The organism is Amycolatopsis sp. NPDC051071 (assembly GCF_040682875.1).
Lineage (GTDB): Bacteria > Actinomycetota > Actinomycetes > Mycobacteriales > Pseudonocardiaceae > Amycolatopsis.
Genome location: NZ_JBFBBY010000096.1, coordinates 1 through 16,491 on the forward strand (window position 1 = coordinate 1; position 16,491 = coordinate 16,491).

Here is a 16,491-nt window from a genome sequence, read left to right on the forward strand (position 1 = left end):
CGACAGCCGACTCACGCCACACGTCGTCGTCCAGGAAAAGCGGCGTCTGGTGCTGGGTGGAGACCGTCGAACGCGGGGCCTTCATGTACTTCAGGGGGGCGGGCGGCGCCGGGAAGCAGGGGTCGGGTCTCGTGAGTGTTTTGGGTCGTTAGAACGACCCAGAACACTCACGACCCACACGACCACCGTGAGCTGCAGGGCTCGTGTCGCAGGTCAGCGCCGCAGGTCGCCCGAGAGCCGCACCGCGTCGGTCGCGATCCGCTCCAGCACCGGCTTGTCGTTGTGCTTGTTGTAGAAGTTGGTCAGCACGATGGCGACGTCGGCGCCGGTGACGCGGGATTCGTAAGCCGCGTTGTCACCGGACACCTTCGGAGCGTCCTTCGCCTTGAAGGTGCCGTCGCGCACGAGGTCGGACACGTTGCCGGTGCCGTCCTTGTCGGTGAGGGCCTTGAGCTGGGTCGCGGTGACCTCACCCGGCATGGTGACCAGGACGACCGACACCAGCACCTTCTGCCCGCCGGTGTCGGTCGTGTACAGCGCCCGCGACAGTCGTGTGCACGGCGTCTGGGTGAAGAAATCCTTGGTGTCGCCGTAAGACTTGCTCGCGCAGTCGGAGGTGACCTGCGGCCCCTCGACCAGCGTGTACTGGAACTGGCCGCTCTTCGTCGACGTATCGGCGACCGGCGTCGTGTCCGGCTCGTGCCGGATCAACCACCAGAGCAGCGCGGACACGACCGCGATCGCGACCAGCGCGCCGCCCTTCAGCGCCAGGCTCGCCGGATTTCCCGGCGGCTTGGACGACGGCGGCGGCCCTGGCGGCCCAGCCGGTCTGACCGGCTGAAGCCGGGCCGTTTCCGTCGGTCCCGGAGTAAATTGCGCACCAACCACGGGAACACACGGTAGTTCACGCCCCTCCGGCGGTTCACCTGAACGTGCTTATCACCCGTTCGACGTCGTCGGCGGTGTTGTAGAGATGGAAGCCGAAGCGCTGCCTTCCGGCCCGTGTACCGGCCACGATGCCGGCTTCCTTCACCCGGTCGGCGGCCCCGTCGAGGGAGACGATCGCACTCCCCTGAACGGGTGACCCGAGCGCTTCCAGGAGTGAGTCGGCGAGCCCCACGCAGTGCGCGCGGACGGCTTCGAGGTCCAAGGACGCGAGGTAGTCCAGCGACGCCGCCGCGCCGACGAACGAGAACCAGGCCGGGGACAGGTCGAGTGAGCGGGCTCCTTCGGCGAGCCGCAGCGGGAGGCCGTAGACGGTCTGCCAGCGGTCCTCCCCGGCGTACCAGTTCGCGGCCACCGGCACCGCCCGCTCCAGCACCCGCGGATGCGCGGCCAGCCACGCCGCCCCACGTGGTGCGAGCAGCCACTTGTAGCCGGCGGCGACCACCCAGTCGGCCCATTCGAGGTCGAGCGGCTGCCAGCCGGCGGCCTGGGTGGCGTCGAGCAGCACCGCCGTGCCCGCCGCCTCGGCCGCGGCGCGAAGCCTGCCGAGGTCGATCTGAACGCCATCCGCGGACTGGACGACACTCACCGCGACGAGGTCGTGCCCCTCGACGCGCTCGGTCAGTTCGGCCAGCGGGACTTCGGTGACCTTCACCCCGCGACGTGCCTGGGCGGCGAACGGGAAGGTCACGCTGGTGAAGTCGTTCGCGGCGACCAGCACGCTGGCGCCGTCGGGTAATCCGGCCGCGACATTGGCGATCAGCTGCGACACCGACGCCCCGACGGCGACCCGTTCCGCCGGGACCCCGATCAGCGCGCCGAAGCCCGCCCGCGTCTTCGCGACGGGCTCGTCGAAGTCCGCCGGACGTGCCTCCCCGCGCCGCCAGCGTTCCACCGCTTCCGCCATCGCGTCGGCCACATGCGACGGCGGGATGCCGATACTGGGCGTGTTCAGGTATCCGGGCGGGACGGCGAATTCGGCTCCGAAGGTCTGCATGCTCCCGAGGTTAGTGCGCTTCCGGGAGCAGCCTCACGACGTCGTCGTAGGACGGCGGGGCCAGCGGGAGTTCGCCACCGTCGCGGACGGCCTCCACCGTGCGCAGCGTGGCGGCCAGCGCCATCCGGTACGGCAGTGAGCCGAGACTGATCCGCGCGACGCCGAGGTCGGCCAGTCCCGCGACAGTGACCTTGCCGGGCAGGAACAGCAGGTTCACCGGCTTCGCGGTGGCCTTCACCAGCCGTTCGACGTCGGCCGACTCGGCGGCTCCTGGCACGAACACCCCGTCGGCACCGGCGTCCACATAGGACTCACAGCGGGCGATCGTGGCCTCGATGCCACGGTCTCCCAGCCAATACGTGTCGGTACGCGCGTTGACGAAAAGGCCAGGAGCACGTTCCTTCGCCGCCTCGATCTTGGCCGCGTGCAGCACAGGGTCGCCCAGGGCGTCTTCGAGGTTGATACCGGCGACACCGGCTTCGGCGAGCTCCGCCGCGAGTGCGCCGACCTCACCGGGGTCGTCGCTGAAGCCGTCGGCGACGTCAACGCTGATCAGCGCGTCCAAGGCGGTCAGGCGCCGCGCCAGCCGGACGGTGGCGTCCTTCGAGGACGGGGCGCCGTCCGGCTCGCCCTCGGCGGCCGAGACCCCGAGGCTGGTCGTGCCCAGTGCCGGGAAGCCTTGCGCGGCCAGGAAGGCGGCCGTGCCGAACTCCCAGACGTTCGGCAGGAGCAGCGGGGAACCGGGGACGTGCAGTGCGGCGAATGCGGTCATGCCATGACGGTAGTTCGCGGACGCTTCGGCGGCGGCCGACGTGTCAGGCTCGTTCCAGGAAGGGCGTCAGCAGCTCCGGAACGGACTCCTCGGCGAACACCAGGCCCTGTTCCTCTCCCGCGTCGTACACCGAGTACGCGCCGGCACCGGCGGCCGTGGTCGCGACGACGGTCAGCAATCCCTTGCGCCGCTGGAACACCGACTGCTTCACCGTCCAGCCGATCACACCGTCCCGCTCCAGCGCGAAGGTGCTGCGCCGCATGGTCCCGTGCCGTCCGACCAGGTACCGGCCGGTGATCCCGTGCCCGAGGTTGCGGTAGGCGTCCAGCGCCAGCAGCACCGAGGCGGGCAGCAGCACGATGCCGAGGGCGGCGCCGATCACCAGCAGGACGTCGGTCAGCAGGAAGCCGAGGATCGCGAAGATCGCCAGCAGGACCACCACCGAGCCGACCCACCAGCGCAGCAGGCGTCCCCGCGCGGCACGCGGGTGGGTGGCGAGCCGGACGGCTTCGGTCGGCGAGACCGGCTCGCGCAGTACCTCGGCGGCGATCCGGTTGGCCGTCGCGACGGACGCGGCGGGCAGAAGGGTGTGGTAGTCGGTCTTTTCGTCGTCGTCGCTTTGGCGCATCCCGGTCGCGATCGCGTCGACACGGGCGACGCCGGCGATCCGGTTCCCGAGCGGCTCGACGAGGTCGATGCCGCGCAGCCGGGCCTCTTCGAGCGAGATCGAGCGGGTGGTGAACAAGCCGCGGCGTACTCGCAGTGTGCCGCCGGATTCGCGGTCGAGCCGGTAGTTCCACCACATCTCGACGAACAGTCCCAGCGCGCCGACCAGGCCGACGACCATCGCGATCGCCAGCAGGACGAGGATCGACACCACCAGCGGGATCCCGAGGAACAAGTCCATCACCCAGTCGATCAGGCCCTTCTGCAGCCCCACCCATTCCGAGACCTGCATGAGCCCGCCGCCCGCGGCGAGCCCGAGCGTCGGGGTCAGGAACGACATCGGCGCGTACCGGATCCAGCGCCAGTCCAGCTTCGCGAGTGGCGCGTCCTCGTCGGTCTCAGTGGTTTCGGCGCGACGGAGGAGTTCCGCACGCAGCCGTTCGGCTTCGGCACGCGAGACCGGGTTGAGTTTGAGCCTGCCCTGCCCGCCCGACTCGTGCGACCCGGTGCCGATGGTCACCACGGCGACCCCGAACAGCCGGTGCACCGGGTTCGCCGTCAGGTCGACGTTGCGGATCCGTTCGCGCTGCAGGGATTTCCGCGAGCGGAACACCAGCGTGAACGCCGTCTCCATCCGGTCCGCCGTGACGCGGTACCGCGTGGCCTTCCAGGTGAACAGGTCCACCAGCACGCCACCGCCGACGAGCACCACCGCACCGGCCACGACCCAGGCGAGCGCGACCCAGAACCGCGCACCGCCACCCACGATCGCGGCCGTCGCCGGGATCGCGGCGCCGACGGCGACCCCCGCCAGTGTCACCGCCGTGACGGCGAGCGTCCGCTTGTCGAGTGTGCTCCAGCCCTCGAACTCCGGCGCCGTCATGTCGCGTCCCCCGGCGTCACCTGCGTCGTCTCGGTGAGCTGCTCGGCCAGGCTCGCGGCGAGTTCGTGGTCGAGTCCGCTGATCTTGACCGCGCCGCGTGCCGACGCCGTCGTGACGGTGACGGTCGCGAGCTTGAACACCTGCTGCAGCGGCCCGCGCAGGGTGTCCACGGTCTGGATCCGCGACATCGGCGCGACCCGCCACTCCTGCCAGAAGAACCCCGAACGCGTGTAGACGGCGGTCTCGGTGACCTCCCAGCGGTGCACCTTGAACCACCACAGCGGCATCGCGATCACCCAGGCAAGCCCCAGTACCGCGAGCACCACGGCGGGCATCAGCAGCCAGGACCGCGCGGGCTCGATAAGCAGCCCGAGCACGGCCAGCACGAGCACCGGTGACCCGAAGAACAACGCCCCCTGCGAACGCCACCAGCCGAGCACCCGCCGGTCCAGCGCGTTCCTCGGCGGCCTCAGCCGCACCTTCCCCCGATCGGCTTCCACCGATTTTCACCCCCGACGGTCGTTTACAATGCGATCGCATCGTAATAGCGTGGACAGTAGTGGCAATGCGGTCGCATTGCAAACGCACTCGGCGGAATGGATGGTGAAGGTGCCGAAGCAGGTGGATCACGCCGCGCGCCGCGCGGAGATCGCCGAGGCGCTGACGCGGCTGACGGCCACGCGCGGCCTCGAAGGAGTCAGCCTTCGCCACGTCGCGGCGGAGGCGGGCATGTCGATGGGCCTGGTGCAGCACTACTTCAAGACCAAGGACGAGATGCTGCTGTTCGCCGTCGAGCGCCGCTCGCAGGTGTACGAGGAGCGCCTCAAGGCGAGGCTGGAAGCAGGCGAACTGCCTTCGACACCCAAGGCCATCCTCCGCGCGATCATGATCGAGATCCTGCCGCTCGACGAACGCACCCGCGGCGACTGGCTGATGGGTGTCGCGTTCTTCATCCGCGCGATCTCCGATCCCTCCTTCGCGGCCGCGTACTCCGAGGGCGTCCCCCAGCTGTTCGCACTGTTCGCCGTGCTGATCCGGCAGGGGCAGGAGGCGGGCGATGTCGACAAGTCGGCCGACCCGGAGCACGAATCGGCGATCCTCTGGGCACTCGCCGATTCACAGGGCACCAACATCGTGATGAAGCACCGCACCCCGGCCGAATGCTTGTCCACTGTGGACTATCACCTCGACCGGCTGTTCGGCGCGGGTTCAGCTTCCGCCGGATGAGGACGCCGCCGACGCCCGCACGACGCGCAACTCCCGGAACAGCTTCCGCAGTGCGGGAACCGCGTCCCCGCCCCGTTCGGTCAGCTCCTCGATCCGGTCCTTGTACTGGCGCCTGTCCCGGCCGGGGATGACGTCGCGGAGTTCGACGGCGGCCGCCAGCGCGGTGAGCGCCGCGTCGCTCGCGTCCACATCGGACACCGGCGACGCACCACGCAGCGTGTGATCGACGAGGGCACGCAGCCGCTCGACGACGGCGGGATCCCGCACGATCGGCCGCCGGGACGGGAACAGGCCGAGTGTCCGGCCGGTCTTCAGTTCGATCACGCCCGCCGCGTCGAGCTGGGACTCCAGCGCCTCCAGGGTGCCCCGCGCGTCCTTGCGCACCCACCATTTCCACTTCCGGGGGCTCTCCCCCGCGACCTCGGCGAGCATCTCGTCGAGGACGAGGTCACCGGTCGGCCCCGCGCCGGTCGCCTCGACCCGGCCGTCCGCGTCGGCGACGCGCCCACGCAGCACGAGGTCGGTGATCGCGGCACCGCGGATCAGCAGTCCCGCGCGGTGCCGGTCCCGCAACTTGCCTCCTGCCACGTCGCAGGCGAGCAGATACGCCTTGGCGGGCAACGAAAGTTCGGTCATCGTCAGTGCCTCTCCAGCTTCGGCCAGATCTCGTTCCATGAACCTTGTCTGCCGTCATACCGCCACAGCAGCCCTTCCACCACCGGGGTCACCGTGGCGAAGTACGGTTTGAGCAGCCCCGGATCGAAACCGGCGAACAGCACACTGTCCGCGGTCTCCGGAGGCTTGTCGAAGTACCAATAGCCGCGGTGGCCACTGTAAACGTTCTCGATGCCGTACTGCCGGCCGTAGAACTCGACGGCGGCGGCGAACGGGTAGATCTCGGCGTAGACCGCGGTGCGTGCCCGCTGATCCGGCGGCAGCGCCGCGTAGGTCTCGCCGATCATCTTGGCCAGCTCCTGTTGTGGCAGTTCACCTCCGGCGAAAGCACTGCCGAGGGTGACCGGGCCGAAACTGGTGCGTGTCATCGTCGCCGGATAAATCGGCAGGCCGGCGAGGGTGATCACGGCCGAAAGCACCATCGCCGGCCAAGCCACCAGCCGCCAGCGGGGAACGTGCTTCACGAACCCCGTCGCCGCGGCCGCGTACGGCAGCGCGAAGACGCTCATCAGATAGTAGGAACGCCCGTGCAGCACCAGGAACGCCACGATGAGCGCGGCTATCGCTACCCCCAGGAAGCGATAGCCGCGAAGTTCACGCGAGGAGATCAACCGGACGAGGCCGTAGACGAACGCGAGCACACCCGCGCCGACGCCCGCCCCGAGCAGCCCCTGCCAGAGAAACGCCCAGGTGCCGGGGAATTCCGCGGTCACGACGTCGTTCATGGTCAGGTACGGCCAGCCGTTGTTCGCCTGCCAGAGCAGGGTCGGCACGGTCACGACGACGGCGATTCCCGCGCCCAGCCACAATTTCGGCCTGCGCACGAGTTCCCTTGGCCCGAGCACGAGCGCGCTGAGCAGCACGAGTGCCCAGAACGCGGGGATGAGGAACTTCGTCTCCAAGGAGATCGCGGTGACCACGCCTGCCCAGATCAGCAACCCGTCACGGCGGGTGCGGACCCAGCGGACGACCAGCCAGACGATCACCGTCCACAGGAACGGGTCGAGGACGTAGGTGCCGATCCAGTGGCTGATGATGATCACCCCGGACGTCGCGGAGAACCCGGCCGCGAGCACCTGCGCGCCGCGTCCACCACCCAGTTCCCTGGCGATCAGCGCGGTGACGACCACCCCCGCCACCGCGGCCAGCGTCATCGGCAGGCGCAGCATCACCAGTGAACCGGGGAACAGCGAGTCCATCACCCCGGCCAGTGCGGGGATCAGCGGCGGCTGGTCGAAGTACCCCCATGCCGGATGCTCGCGGCCCGCGAGCAGGAAGTACATCTCATCGAAGCCGTGCGCGTACCGGCCGCTCGTCGCCAGCAGCGCGGCTCCTGCCAGTCCGGCGACGACGAACACCGGCCATCGGGCGAAGGCCGTCTCCCCCGCTTGTCCTCTTTGGACCGTCTGGGTCGCGTTGCTCATGACCTCCACTCCACTGGAGACGGCACCGGTGGCGAAACCGGTGAAGGAGGTCTCCCGGGTATACGAAAGTTGCGAATCCCAGGCGACCGGGTCCACCGCTGGTTACCGTGAGCCGGTGGAGAAAAGCAGGCCGTTCCGGCCCGGTCCGGTCGACACCTTGTGGCTCACGCTGGCGGCGCTGGCGTTCGCGGGCCTGGACATCACCCTGTACGTGGCCGGAGAACCGACCACCGGCTGGGCCGGTCCGGCGGCGGGCGTCACGATGCAGGTACTGCTCGATCTCTCGGTGATCCTGCTGTTCCGGTTCCCGCGACTGGTCGCGGGCCTGATCATGGCGGTCGCGCTGCTGATGCTCGCCTCCGATTTGTTCGCACCCGGCCTGCTGGTGCCGGAGCGGCAGCTGACGCTGATGACCGTCCCGACGATCACCCCGGTGGTGCTGAGCCAGCTGGCCCGCCGGATCGACCGGCGCTCACTGCTCTGGCTGACCGCGATCCTGGTGATCTGCGCGTCGCGGCCGTGGGACCCGCACTGGAACACCACCCCGTTCGGCCTGCTGAACACGGCGTTGCCGACCTCGATTTCGCTGTACTTCGAGGCACGGCGTCAGTTGCTGCGCTCGCTGCGGGACCGGGCGGACCGCGCCGAACGCGAACAGCATCTGCTCGCCGAACGCGCTCGCACCGAGGAACGGCGGAGGCTGGCCGAGGAGATGCACGACGTCGTCACCCACCGGCTGAGCCTGATGGTGCTGCACGCCGGCGCACTCGGTGTCGTGTCGGCCGACGAGGCGGTGCGGTCTTCGGCCGAGGACATCCGGCGGGAAGGAGCGCTGGCGCTGGACGAACTGCGCGACCTCGTCGGTGTGCTCCGCAACGGCGCGAACGCCGAACCCCGCACGCTCAACGACGGCGCGGCGGGCGATCCGGCGACACTGGTCGCGGAATCGGCGTCGGTGGGCATCCCGACCGAGCTGAAGGTGGACGGCGATCCCGGACGGGTTTCGCCGATAGTCGCGCGGGCGGCGTACCGCGTCGTGCAGGAGGCGCTGACCAACGTCCGCAAACACGCGCCGGGTTCGACCGCGGTCGTCGGGCTCCGCTATCACTCGGACGGTCTCGACGTCACGGTGGAGAACACGCGGGCGGGGGCACCCGTCGATCCGGCGCTGGCGGGCAGCGGGTCCGGCGCGGGGCTCTCCGGGCTGCGGCAGCGCGTCGAACTGATCGGCGGCCGGTTCGACGCGGGCCCGCGAGCGGGCGGCGGCTACCGCGTCGGTGCGATACTGCCCGCCTACGTCCCGACGACGGAAGGAGATGCGTGATCCGGGTGGTCGTCGTCGACGATGAACCGATGGTCTGCGCGCATCTGCGGACGATCCTCGGTTCCGCGGCCGACATCGAGGTCGTGGCGCAGGCACAGGACGGCGCAGAGGCGGTGGAAGCGGTGGTCCGGCACCGGCCGCGGGTGGTGCTGATGGATCTGCGGATGCCCGGCGTCGACGGGCTGACCGCCATCGAGCGGATCGCGAAACTCCCGGAACCACCCGCCGTCGTCGCGCTGACGACGTTCGACGCCGACACCTACGTCATCCGCGCGCTGCGGGCGGGTGCGGCCGGGTTCCTGGTGAAGTCGACGCCACCGGAGGATCTGATCGGCCTCGTCCGGGTCGCCGCAGACGGGCATACCGTGCTCTCCCCCGAAGCCGCGCAACGGCTGGTGGCGATGTCGGCCGACGGACGGCGTCGCGGCGACGACGCGCGCCGGAAGACCGAAGGCCTGACCGAACGGGAGACGGACGTCTTGGCCTGTCTCGGCGAGGGACTGTCCAATGCGGACATCGCCGCGCGACTGCATCTGGCGGAGGCGACGGTGAAGAGTTACGTGTCGCGGATGCTGGTCAAACTGGACTGTGCGAACCGGACCCAGGCGGGTCTGCTGGCGCACGAAGCCGGACTTGTCAAGCGCTGAGTTGCCCGTCGTAGCTCTTGCGGGAGTCGAGGACTTCGCCCATGTGCACGCGGGCCCACTTGTCGAGCATGTCGAGCGGTTCGGCCAGATTGCGGCCGAGCGCGGTCAGCTCGTACTCGACGTGCGGCGGGATCTCCGGGTACGCGGTGCGGGTCAGGATGCCGTCGCGGACCAGGCTGCGCAGCGTCTGGGTGAGGACCTTCTGCGAGATGCCGCGCACACGCTTGCCGATCTCGGTGAACCGGAGCGGGCCGTCGCCGAGCACGCCGACGATCAGCACGGTCCACTGGTCGCCGATGCGGTCGAGCAACGCGCGGGTGGGACAGTCGGGATCGTACGGGTTTCCGAGCACGTGACCTCCTCACTCTCTCCCGGAGAGTAACATGCCTAACGAGAGGGACTGGGCTGCATCAACGCTTCGAACAGCAGGATCAGATGACGGCGGCCACGCTCCCAGCGCGCGTCCAGCTCGGTCTGGTCACGGGTCGCCCAGCTGGCGATGAGGATGCCGCGAACGACGTCCATCGCCGTGTACACCGCGTGCAGGAACTCCGGATGCGCCGAATGGTCGGGAAGCAGCGCCTTGCCGAACTCGACCAGGCTGCTCGTCGCGATCGGCTCGACCACCGCCATCTGCGCGCGCAGCTCCGGGTCGGTGCGTGAAGCCACCCACAGCTCCACGGTCGCCGAAAAAACCGGGCCCTGGTGCATCTCCCACATCAACTGCAACGCGTCCCCGACCGGGTCGGCCGACGCCTTGAGCCGGTCGATCTCCGCCATCGCGACCTCGGTGCGCTTGGCCGCGAGGTGACGGATCGCGGAGGTGACGAGATCGGTCTTGGTCGGGAAATGGTGCACCTGCGCACCGCGGGTCACCCCGGCGCGATCCGCGACGCGGGTGGTCGTGGTGCCCGCGTAGCCGTACTCGACGAGGCAGTCGATCGTCGCGTCGAGCAGCCTGACGCGCATCGCGGCGCTGCGTTCCTCCTGCGTGCGTCGTGGGGCTGCCATGCGCCTACTTTATGGGGCGCCTCGTGAAGCACGCGCCACGAGGCTCTCGACCATCTGCCCGAGGACGCGGCCGAGGAAGCGGCGGAAGAACCAGCCGGTGCCGGGGATCGCGGCGGTGAACGTCGAATGCCAGTGGACGTCGGTGCCACCCAGCGACGGGGTGAGGTCGACGTACGCGCGATAGTCACGGACCGGCAGGCCTTTGTTCAGTGAGTAACCAAAGCGTTTGCCGGGTTCGAGTGCGATGACCTGTTCACAGCTGTTGACCCCTCGGGTGCTGAAGACGCCGACGGCTCCCAGACCGTTCTCGTCGCCCTTCGAGAGCAGGCGGAACGAGCCCATCGGGGACCAGTCGGGCCAGTGCTCGCGGTCTTCGAGGAGTGCGTAGACGGCTTCCGGGCTCGCGCTCGTGTGGCCGTGGACGGAAATGCGCTGGATCTTCGCCATGCGGGCTCCTTCCCCCTTCCGTCCAGGAGTACCACGTCGAGGGGGTCGTGAGTCGCGATTCGACGAGGTGACCGCAAGTAGAGGACTAAACAGGGGTAAGTGGCGGACTTGGCGGCGGCGGACTCGCCAGTGTCCCGGCGCTCCTGGACCGTCCACAAAGGACGCTGTTCGGGGATGCGAGTGTCCGGTTTGAGCAATTCGTGTCGTTTCAAGAGGGGGTCGTGAGTGATAAGGGTCGTTAGGGCCAAAAGTGTCTTGGGTACCTACTGGATTTGGCTGCGGGGCTGATCGTGGGCGAGGTCCGTGAAGGTCTTCTTGCCTACTCCTGAAGGGAGTGAAGGCCTTCAGGGTCGCCGCTGTGGCCCCAGGTGCAGCGGTCGCGCGTGAAGGACTCCTTCCCTCGGCTCAGCCGAGGGAAGGGGGCCTTCACGCGCCGTCGTCGTGGCTGGTGATGTCGACCCAAATCGCTCACGAGAACCTGTACCGCCGAAGCTCCAGTACGTGGCCTGATGACCGCCGTCACAACTCCTTGACCTCCACTTAACTGGAGCTAGCAGGCTGGGTTTCAAGCGGCGTACCGAACGGGTACCGCTGCTGAGGACAGGGTCGTTCCACCTGGGGAGAACGCGGCGCCCCCGGTCGCCGCAAACGGGTGAAGACGACTAAGTTCGTCAATGGAAACTTGTGTCGAAGACAGAAGGAGGGCCAATGGCCCGCTACGAGCTGCCCGAACTCGACTACGACTACGCGGCCCTCGCGCCGCACATCTCGGGTGAGATCAACGAGCTGCACCACAGCAAGCACCACGCGACCTACGTCAAGGGCGCGAACGACACGCTCGACAAGATCGCGGAAGCCCGTGACGCCGGTAACTTCGGTGACATCGTCGGCCTGCAGACCACGCTGGCGTTCCACCTCGCCGGACACGCCAACCACGTCGTGTGGTGGAAGATCCTGTCCCCGGAAGGCGGCGACAAGCCGACCGGCGAGCTGGCCTCCGCGATCGACGAGGCGTTCGGTTCCTTCGACAAGTTCAAGGCGCAGTTCACCGCGGTTGCCACCACGATCCAGGGCAACGGCTGGGCCGCGCTCTCCTGGGACCCGCTCGGCAAGACGCTGATCACCCAGCAGCTGCGCGACCACCACAACAACCTTGTCCTGCCGACCACGCCGATCCTGCTGGTCGACGTCTGGGAGCACGCGTTCTACCTGGACTACAAGAACGTGAAGCCCAAGTACGTCGAGGCCCTCTGGAACATCTTCAACTGGGCCGAGATCTCCAAGCGGTTCGACAACGCCGTCGCCGGTGGCAACGGCCTGCTGCTCGGCTGATCTTTCGCACCACGAAGCGGGGCCCTCCTTCCGGGAGGGCCCCGTTTCTTTGTCCGGCTTGACCTCCAGCGAGGTCGAGGTGTCAGGGTGAACGCATGGACGTCGCCGCATACCTCGATCGCCTCGGACTGGATCGTCCTGCCGTAGCGGACGTCGCCGCGCTGCGGACACTGCAGGAACGTCATCTCGCGGTGGTGCCGTTCGAAAACCTGAGCATCCATCTCGGTGAACCGATCGTCCTCGACGCCGAGGCACTGTTCGACAAGATCGTGCGACGACGCCGCGGCGGCTTCTGTTACGAACTCAACGGTCTTTTCGCCGCGCTGCTGCGAGAACTGGGCTTCGACGCGACCTTGAGGTCCGCGAAGGCCTTCCGTCCGGACGGCACCCTCGGGGCACCGTTCGACCACGCGGCGATCCGCGTCGAACTGGACGAGCCCTGGCTGGCCGACGTCGGCTTCGGCCGGTTCAGCCGGTTCCCGCTGCGGTTGTCCGCCACCGAGGCGCAGGCCGACCCGGACGGGGAGTTCCTGGTCCTCGACGCGCCCTACGGCGACATCGACGTCCTCCTGGACGGCGCCCCCCAGTACCGGATCGAGCAGCGGCCTCGCGAGCTGGACGAGTTCACGCCGATGGCGTGGTGGCAGTCGACGTCGCCGGACGCGCATTTCACCAAAGGGCCGACCTGCTCCCTTCCGGCCAAGCACGGCCGAATCACGCTGGCGGGTGAAAAGTTGATCGTCACCACCCACGGCGTACGCGAGGAAACCAGGCTTTCGGGTGATCAAGAGATCCTGGACGTCTACCGGAAGGAGTTCGGGATCGAACTCGACCGGGTACCGGGACGGCCTTGACCGGATCGGCGGGTTCGTCGACCATGAACCCCCGGCATGAACGAAGCCCCGCCTCCGGGGGTGACCCGGCTGCGGGGCTTCGTCCGTTCCCGAACTGACTGCCGCTCCCACCACGAAGCGGACATGCATGAGGTTAGCCTAACCTCACTAGCCCGGCAAGAGGGTCGGCCGAGAGACGCCGATCTCACCCTTCCGAGTGACGGCAGACTGTTCGGATGAGTCTTCTGAGTGGAAAAGCCGTGGTGATCACCGGCGCTGGACGAGGTCTGGGCAGGGCTTTCGCGCATCATGCCGCCGCACAGGGGGCCGCGGTCGTGGTGAACGACGTGGACGCCGACGTCGCGCAGGTGGTCGCGGACGAGATCCGCGAACGCGGCGGACGCGCCGTCGTCAACGGTCGCTCGGTCGCCGACGCCGAGCACGCCGCCGGACTGATCGAGCAATGCGTCGCCGAGTTCGGCGCGATCGACGGCCTGGTCAACAACGCCGGCGTCAGCTACCGCGCCGATCCCTGGGCCGACGACCCCGCACGGATGCGCGAGGTCGTCGAGGTCAACGTGCTGGGCCCGCTGTTCTGCGGGACCGCGGCGGCGAAGGTGATGTGCGAGCGGGGCGGCGGCGTGATCGTGAACGTGGGCTCCGGCTCGATGATCGGCCAGCGCCGCGCGGCCGCGTACTCGGCGTCCAAGGGCGCTGTCGCGTCCATGACCGCTTCGTGGGCGGCCGACCTGATCGGGTACGGCATCCGGGTCAACGCCGTCGCACCGGTGGCCTGGACCCGGATGGCGCAAAACGACCCGACCGTCGTGCAGACCCCGGAACACACGCCGGAGCGGGTGGCGCCGCTGGTGACCTTCCTGCTCAGCGATCTTTCGGCGGGCGTCACCGGCCAGATCCTCCGGTTCCGCGGCGACATCCTGTGTGTCCTCCGCCAGACCGCGATCAAGGACCCCGTCCTGGAGCGCGCCTCGTGGACGGTCGAGGACATCGCGGACGCAGTGGGCGGCGGCCTGCTGGAGGCCTTGGAACCGCCTCCCTCGGCCAGGTGGAAGTGATCGATTCGGGCCACTGGCCGGCCTTGATCCGCTAGCGTGCGCGCGTGGCTACTTGGGGTGTCAAGAACGTGGTGGCGGGTGTGCTCGTCACCGTGGTCGCCGGGCTCAGCGCGGGGTGCGTCGGAAAGGTCGACACCTACGAAGAGGGACTCGGCCCGAAGGAACTACCCAAGGCGTGGCCGACCGAGAACGGCCACGCACTGCGACCGGTCCCGATGCCGACCGGTGAATTCCTGCTGGCGCTGCCTCCGGAGACCACGGCGCAGGTGCTGTGTCAAGCAGTTCCGGCCGAGCGCTGGACCCAGCTGATGGGCGGCCCGGTCGCACGCGAGGTGGAACACGGCGAGTCGTGCCACGCCGTCGGGCTGGACGACTGGGTACGAATTTCGGTGAACCGGACGGCCGTGACCGGCGGTATGGGCAAGGCCAAGGCAGTGACCATCGCCGGACGGCCCGCGACGCTCGTCGTGGGCGGCGCGCCTTCCGTGGTGGAGGTCAAGCTCTCCGACACCGATGTGCGCGTGCTCCGGATCGAGACCAGCTGGACGCGCGTCCCCCGGCAGGACAACAAGGACGAAGGCCTGCTGCTGGGGCTGACCGAGTCGGTACTCAACGGCGCTTTCAGTCCCGGCCCGAAGCTGCCTGCCGCCGACAAGCGGGACATCATCGAGCGGAAGACCGTCGAGCCGGGCGCGGGCATCCTTGACGCCCCGCTGCCGGAGATCTCGTGGAAACTGTGCACTCAGCTCGGCCGTGCGCTGGGTATTCCCGAGACGGACACGGAGCCCTACAGCGACGGGAAATGCACGGCGACCACTGTGGACGATTCCCCGGTCCGGGTCGAACACACCGCGATCCGCACGGAGCTTCGAGACGCCCCCGTGGCCGGGCGTCCGGCACAGGAGACTTCGGGTGAGTTGAGCGTTCTGTTGACGGACAACGGTTCCGGACAAGGACTTCGGTTTTACTGGAGCGGCGGTTCCAAGACGGCTTTGCGGGAGCTGGCTGAGAAAGTGGTGGCCCCGCTTCTGGGCTCGTGAGTAATTGGGATGGTGGACGAGGTCCGGGCGGTATGAGGCCGGATACGCGAAACCCGGCCCACCCACCGTCCGGAAGGCTGCCGGATTTACTTCGCCGGTGGCCCACCCTCCGGATCCGCCCATCGGGTAAGCCGGTTCACCGGACAGCGGCGCCGCGACGGGCTAGTTTCACCCCGTGACCACCGGCAACGACTACCGCGAGATCGCACGCAAGACCGACCGTCCGATGTGGATCTGGGCGGGTTGCGCGCTGACAAGTGTCCTGCTGCTGCTCGGCGTGGGCACCGTCGTCGCGATCACCCTGCTGAACAAGGACGACCCCGGCACCGAAGCCGAACTGCCGGCGGTCTGGCCGTCCAGCTCCGGACAAGCACTCCGCGAGGTGCCGATGCCGACGGGTGAGATGGTGGCCGCGCTGACGGGTGACACCGGGGCGCAGGTGCTGTGTCAGGTGATCCCGGAGCAGCGCTGGGAGGAGATCCTCGGCGGCCGGACGCTGCGCGAGGTCACGGGAGCCTGCCACGCGGTCACCGCCCAGCTCGACATCAGCGCCCAGATGATCGCCGCGTTACCCGAAGACACGAGCCGCGGTCTGCCGACGAGGACCACCGTCGCCGGAAAGAACGCGGTCGTCGCCACCGACAAGGGTGGCACCACACTGAGCGTCGAGCTGGTGGACGTCGCCCCGCACAACGGCGCCTCGCCGGTGCTCAACGTCGCCGTCCGCACCGGGATCGCCCGAGAAATCGAAACCGAACCGAAGGCGAGAGCGCTCGCCGAGGCGTTGATCGCCGGCGCGACGCCGCCCGGGCCGAAGTTGCCGAAAATCGGCGAGGACGGCGAGATCCCGCTCGAAAAAACCGAACCCGGCCCGATCAAGGACCAGCCGCTCCCGGTGATCTCCTGGCTGCTGTGCGCCGAACTCGGCCGCGCGCTCGGCGTCCCGGCCGACACCGCCAAGCCCACCTTCTTCGCCGCGTGCGCGCTGAACGGCGTGACCGCGGACTACGGCGAGTTTTCTTCGGACGTCCAGCCGACCACGTCCATCGCGGGACTCCCCGCGCAAGTCACCGAAGGCGCGGTCGTCGTGCAGCTGACGAGCGATCGTCGCGGGGAGACGTTGAAGTTCAAGGGAACCGGCGACCTCACAACCCTCGTGGAGAAGGCCGTGCCGCCACTACTCGGTCGCTAG

17 protein-coding genes and 1 pseudogene are annotated in these 16,491 nt (G+C 68.6%); 8 read left to right on the plus strand and 10 right to left on the minus strand.

The window, feature by feature from the left end:
* Positions 1-213: 213 nt before the first annotated feature.
* The 5 genes from AB0M65_RS26815 to AB0M65_RS26835 are packed head-to-tail and all read right to left on the minus strand — an operon-like array spanning position 214 to position 4,763.
* Positions 214-888: a hypothetical protein gene (locus tag AB0M65_RS26815; protein ID WP_364033042.1), complete on the minus strand. Its 675-nt coding sequence runs from the start codon at positions 886-888 to the stop codon at positions 214-216.
* Positions 889-922: 34 nt separating this feature from the next.
* Positions 923-1,942, minus strand: coding sequence for an aminotransferase class V-fold PLP-dependent enzyme (locus AB0M65_RS26820; protein WP_364033045.1), 1,020 nt, complete (start codon positions 1,940-1,942; stop codon positions 923-925).
* 10 nt (positions 1,943-1,952) lie between these two features.
* Entirely contained in the window at positions 1,953-2,714 is a 762-nt protein-coding gene (locus AB0M65_RS26825) for an isocitrate lyase/phosphoenolpyruvate mutase family protein (protein ID WP_364033048.1), read from the minus strand.
* Positions 2,715-2,757: 43 nt separating this feature from the next.
* Positions 2,758-4,263 (minus strand): PH domain-containing protein, encoded by a 1,506-nt coding sequence (locus AB0M65_RS26830; RefSeq protein ID WP_364033051.1) that lies wholly within the window; start codon positions 4,261-4,263, stop codon positions 2,758-2,760.
* Positions 4,260-4,763 (minus strand): PH domain-containing protein, encoded by a 504-nt coding sequence (locus AB0M65_RS26835; RefSeq protein ID WP_364033054.1) that lies wholly within the window; start codon positions 4,761-4,763, stop codon positions 4,260-4,262. The genes AB0M65_RS26830 and AB0M65_RS26835 overlap by 4 nt, the downstream gene beginning before the upstream one ends.
* Positions 4,764-4,863: 100 nt before the next feature.
* Between AB0M65_RS26835 and AB0M65_RS26840 the strand changes: the two genes are divergently transcribed.
* Entirely contained in the window at positions 4,864-5,490 is a 627-nt protein-coding gene (locus AB0M65_RS26840; protein ID WP_364033125.1) for a TetR/AcrR family transcriptional regulator, read from the plus strand.
* On the opposite strand, the gene AB0M65_RS26845 is transcribed toward AB0M65_RS26840, so the two are convergent.
* Together AB0M65_RS26845 and AB0M65_RS26850 are read right to left on the minus strand one after the other, a co-directional pair.
* Positions 5,473-6,165: a GPP34 family phosphoprotein gene (locus AB0M65_RS26845; RefSeq protein WP_364033057.1), complete on the minus strand. Its 693-nt coding sequence runs from the start codon at positions 6,163-6,165 to the stop codon at positions 5,473-5,475. The two genes, AB0M65_RS26840 and AB0M65_RS26845, sit on opposite strands and share 18 nt — an antisense overlap.
* Entirely contained in the window at positions 6,129-7,589 is a 1,461-nt protein-coding gene (locus tag AB0M65_RS26850) for a glycosyltransferase family 39 protein (RefSeq protein ID WP_364033060.1), read from the minus strand. The genes AB0M65_RS26845 and AB0M65_RS26850 overlap by 37 nt, the downstream gene beginning before the upstream one ends.
* 115 nt (positions 7,590-7,704) lie before the next feature.
* On the opposite strand from AB0M65_RS26850, the pseudogene AB0M65_RS26855 reads away from it, so the two are divergent.
* Positions 7,705-8,938, plus strand: a pseudogene (locus AB0M65_RS26855) (histidine kinase).
* Between the two features lie 4 nt (positions 8,939-8,942).
* Positions 8,943-9,560, plus strand: coding sequence for a response regulator transcription factor (locus tag AB0M65_RS26860; RefSeq protein ID WP_364033128.1), 618 nt, complete (start codon positions 8,943-8,945; stop codon positions 9,558-9,560).
* On the opposite strand, the gene AB0M65_RS26865 is transcribed toward AB0M65_RS26860, so the two are convergent.
* From AB0M65_RS26865 to AB0M65_RS26875, 3 genes are read right to left on the minus strand one after another with little or no spacing between them, the layout of a single operon-like run.
* Positions 9,550-9,912: a helix-turn-helix domain-containing protein gene (locus AB0M65_RS26865; protein ID WP_364033063.1), complete on the minus strand. Its 363-nt coding sequence runs from the start codon at positions 9,910-9,912 to the stop codon at positions 9,550-9,552. The two genes, AB0M65_RS26860 and AB0M65_RS26865, sit on opposite strands and share 11 nt — an antisense overlap.
* Positions 9,913-9,947: 35 nt before the next feature.
* Positions 9,948-10,529, minus strand: a complete 582-nt coding sequence (locus AB0M65_RS26870) for a TetR/AcrR family transcriptional regulator (protein ID WP_364033131.1) — start codon at positions 10,527-10,529, stop codon at positions 9,948-9,950.
* Between the two features lie 51 nt (positions 10,530-10,580).
* Positions 10,581-11,018 carry an SRPBCC family protein gene (locus AB0M65_RS26875; protein WP_364033066.1) on the minus strand — a complete coding sequence of 146 codons (438 nt, stop codon included), beginning with the start codon at positions 11,016-11,018 and terminating at the stop codon, positions 10,581-10,583.
* Positions 11,019-11,726: 708 nt separating this feature from the next.
* On the opposite strand from AB0M65_RS26875, the gene AB0M65_RS26880 reads away from it, so the two are divergent.
* The 5 genes from AB0M65_RS26880 (at position 11,727) to AB0M65_RS26900 (ending at position 16,491) form a co-directional block, all read left to right on the plus strand.
* Entirely contained in the window at positions 11,727-12,350 is a 624-nt protein-coding gene (locus AB0M65_RS26880) for a superoxide dismutase (RefSeq protein WP_364033069.1), read from the plus strand.
* Between the two features lie 95 nt (positions 12,351-12,445).
* Complete coding sequence (locus AB0M65_RS26885; protein ID WP_364033072.1) at positions 12,446-13,204, plus strand: arylamine N-acetyltransferase; 759 nt, start codon at positions 12,446-12,448, stop codon at positions 13,202-13,204.
* A gap of 215 nt (positions 13,205-13,419) precedes the next feature.
* Positions 13,420-14,259 carry an SDR family oxidoreductase gene (locus AB0M65_RS26890; protein WP_364033075.1) on the plus strand — a complete coding sequence of 280 codons (840 nt, stop codon included), beginning with the start codon at positions 13,420-13,422 and terminating at the stop codon, positions 14,257-14,259.
* 44 nt (positions 14,260-14,303) lie between these two features.
* Positions 14,304-15,299: a hypothetical protein gene (locus AB0M65_RS26895; protein ID WP_364033078.1), complete on the plus strand. Its 996-nt coding sequence runs from the start codon at positions 14,304-14,306 to the stop codon at positions 15,297-15,299.
* Positions 15,300-15,474: 175 nt separating this feature from the next.
* Positions 15,475-16,491 carry a hypothetical protein gene (locus AB0M65_RS26900; protein WP_364033081.1) on the plus strand — a complete coding sequence of 339 codons (1,017 nt, stop codon included), beginning with the start codon at positions 15,475-15,477 and terminating at the stop codon, positions 16,489-16,491.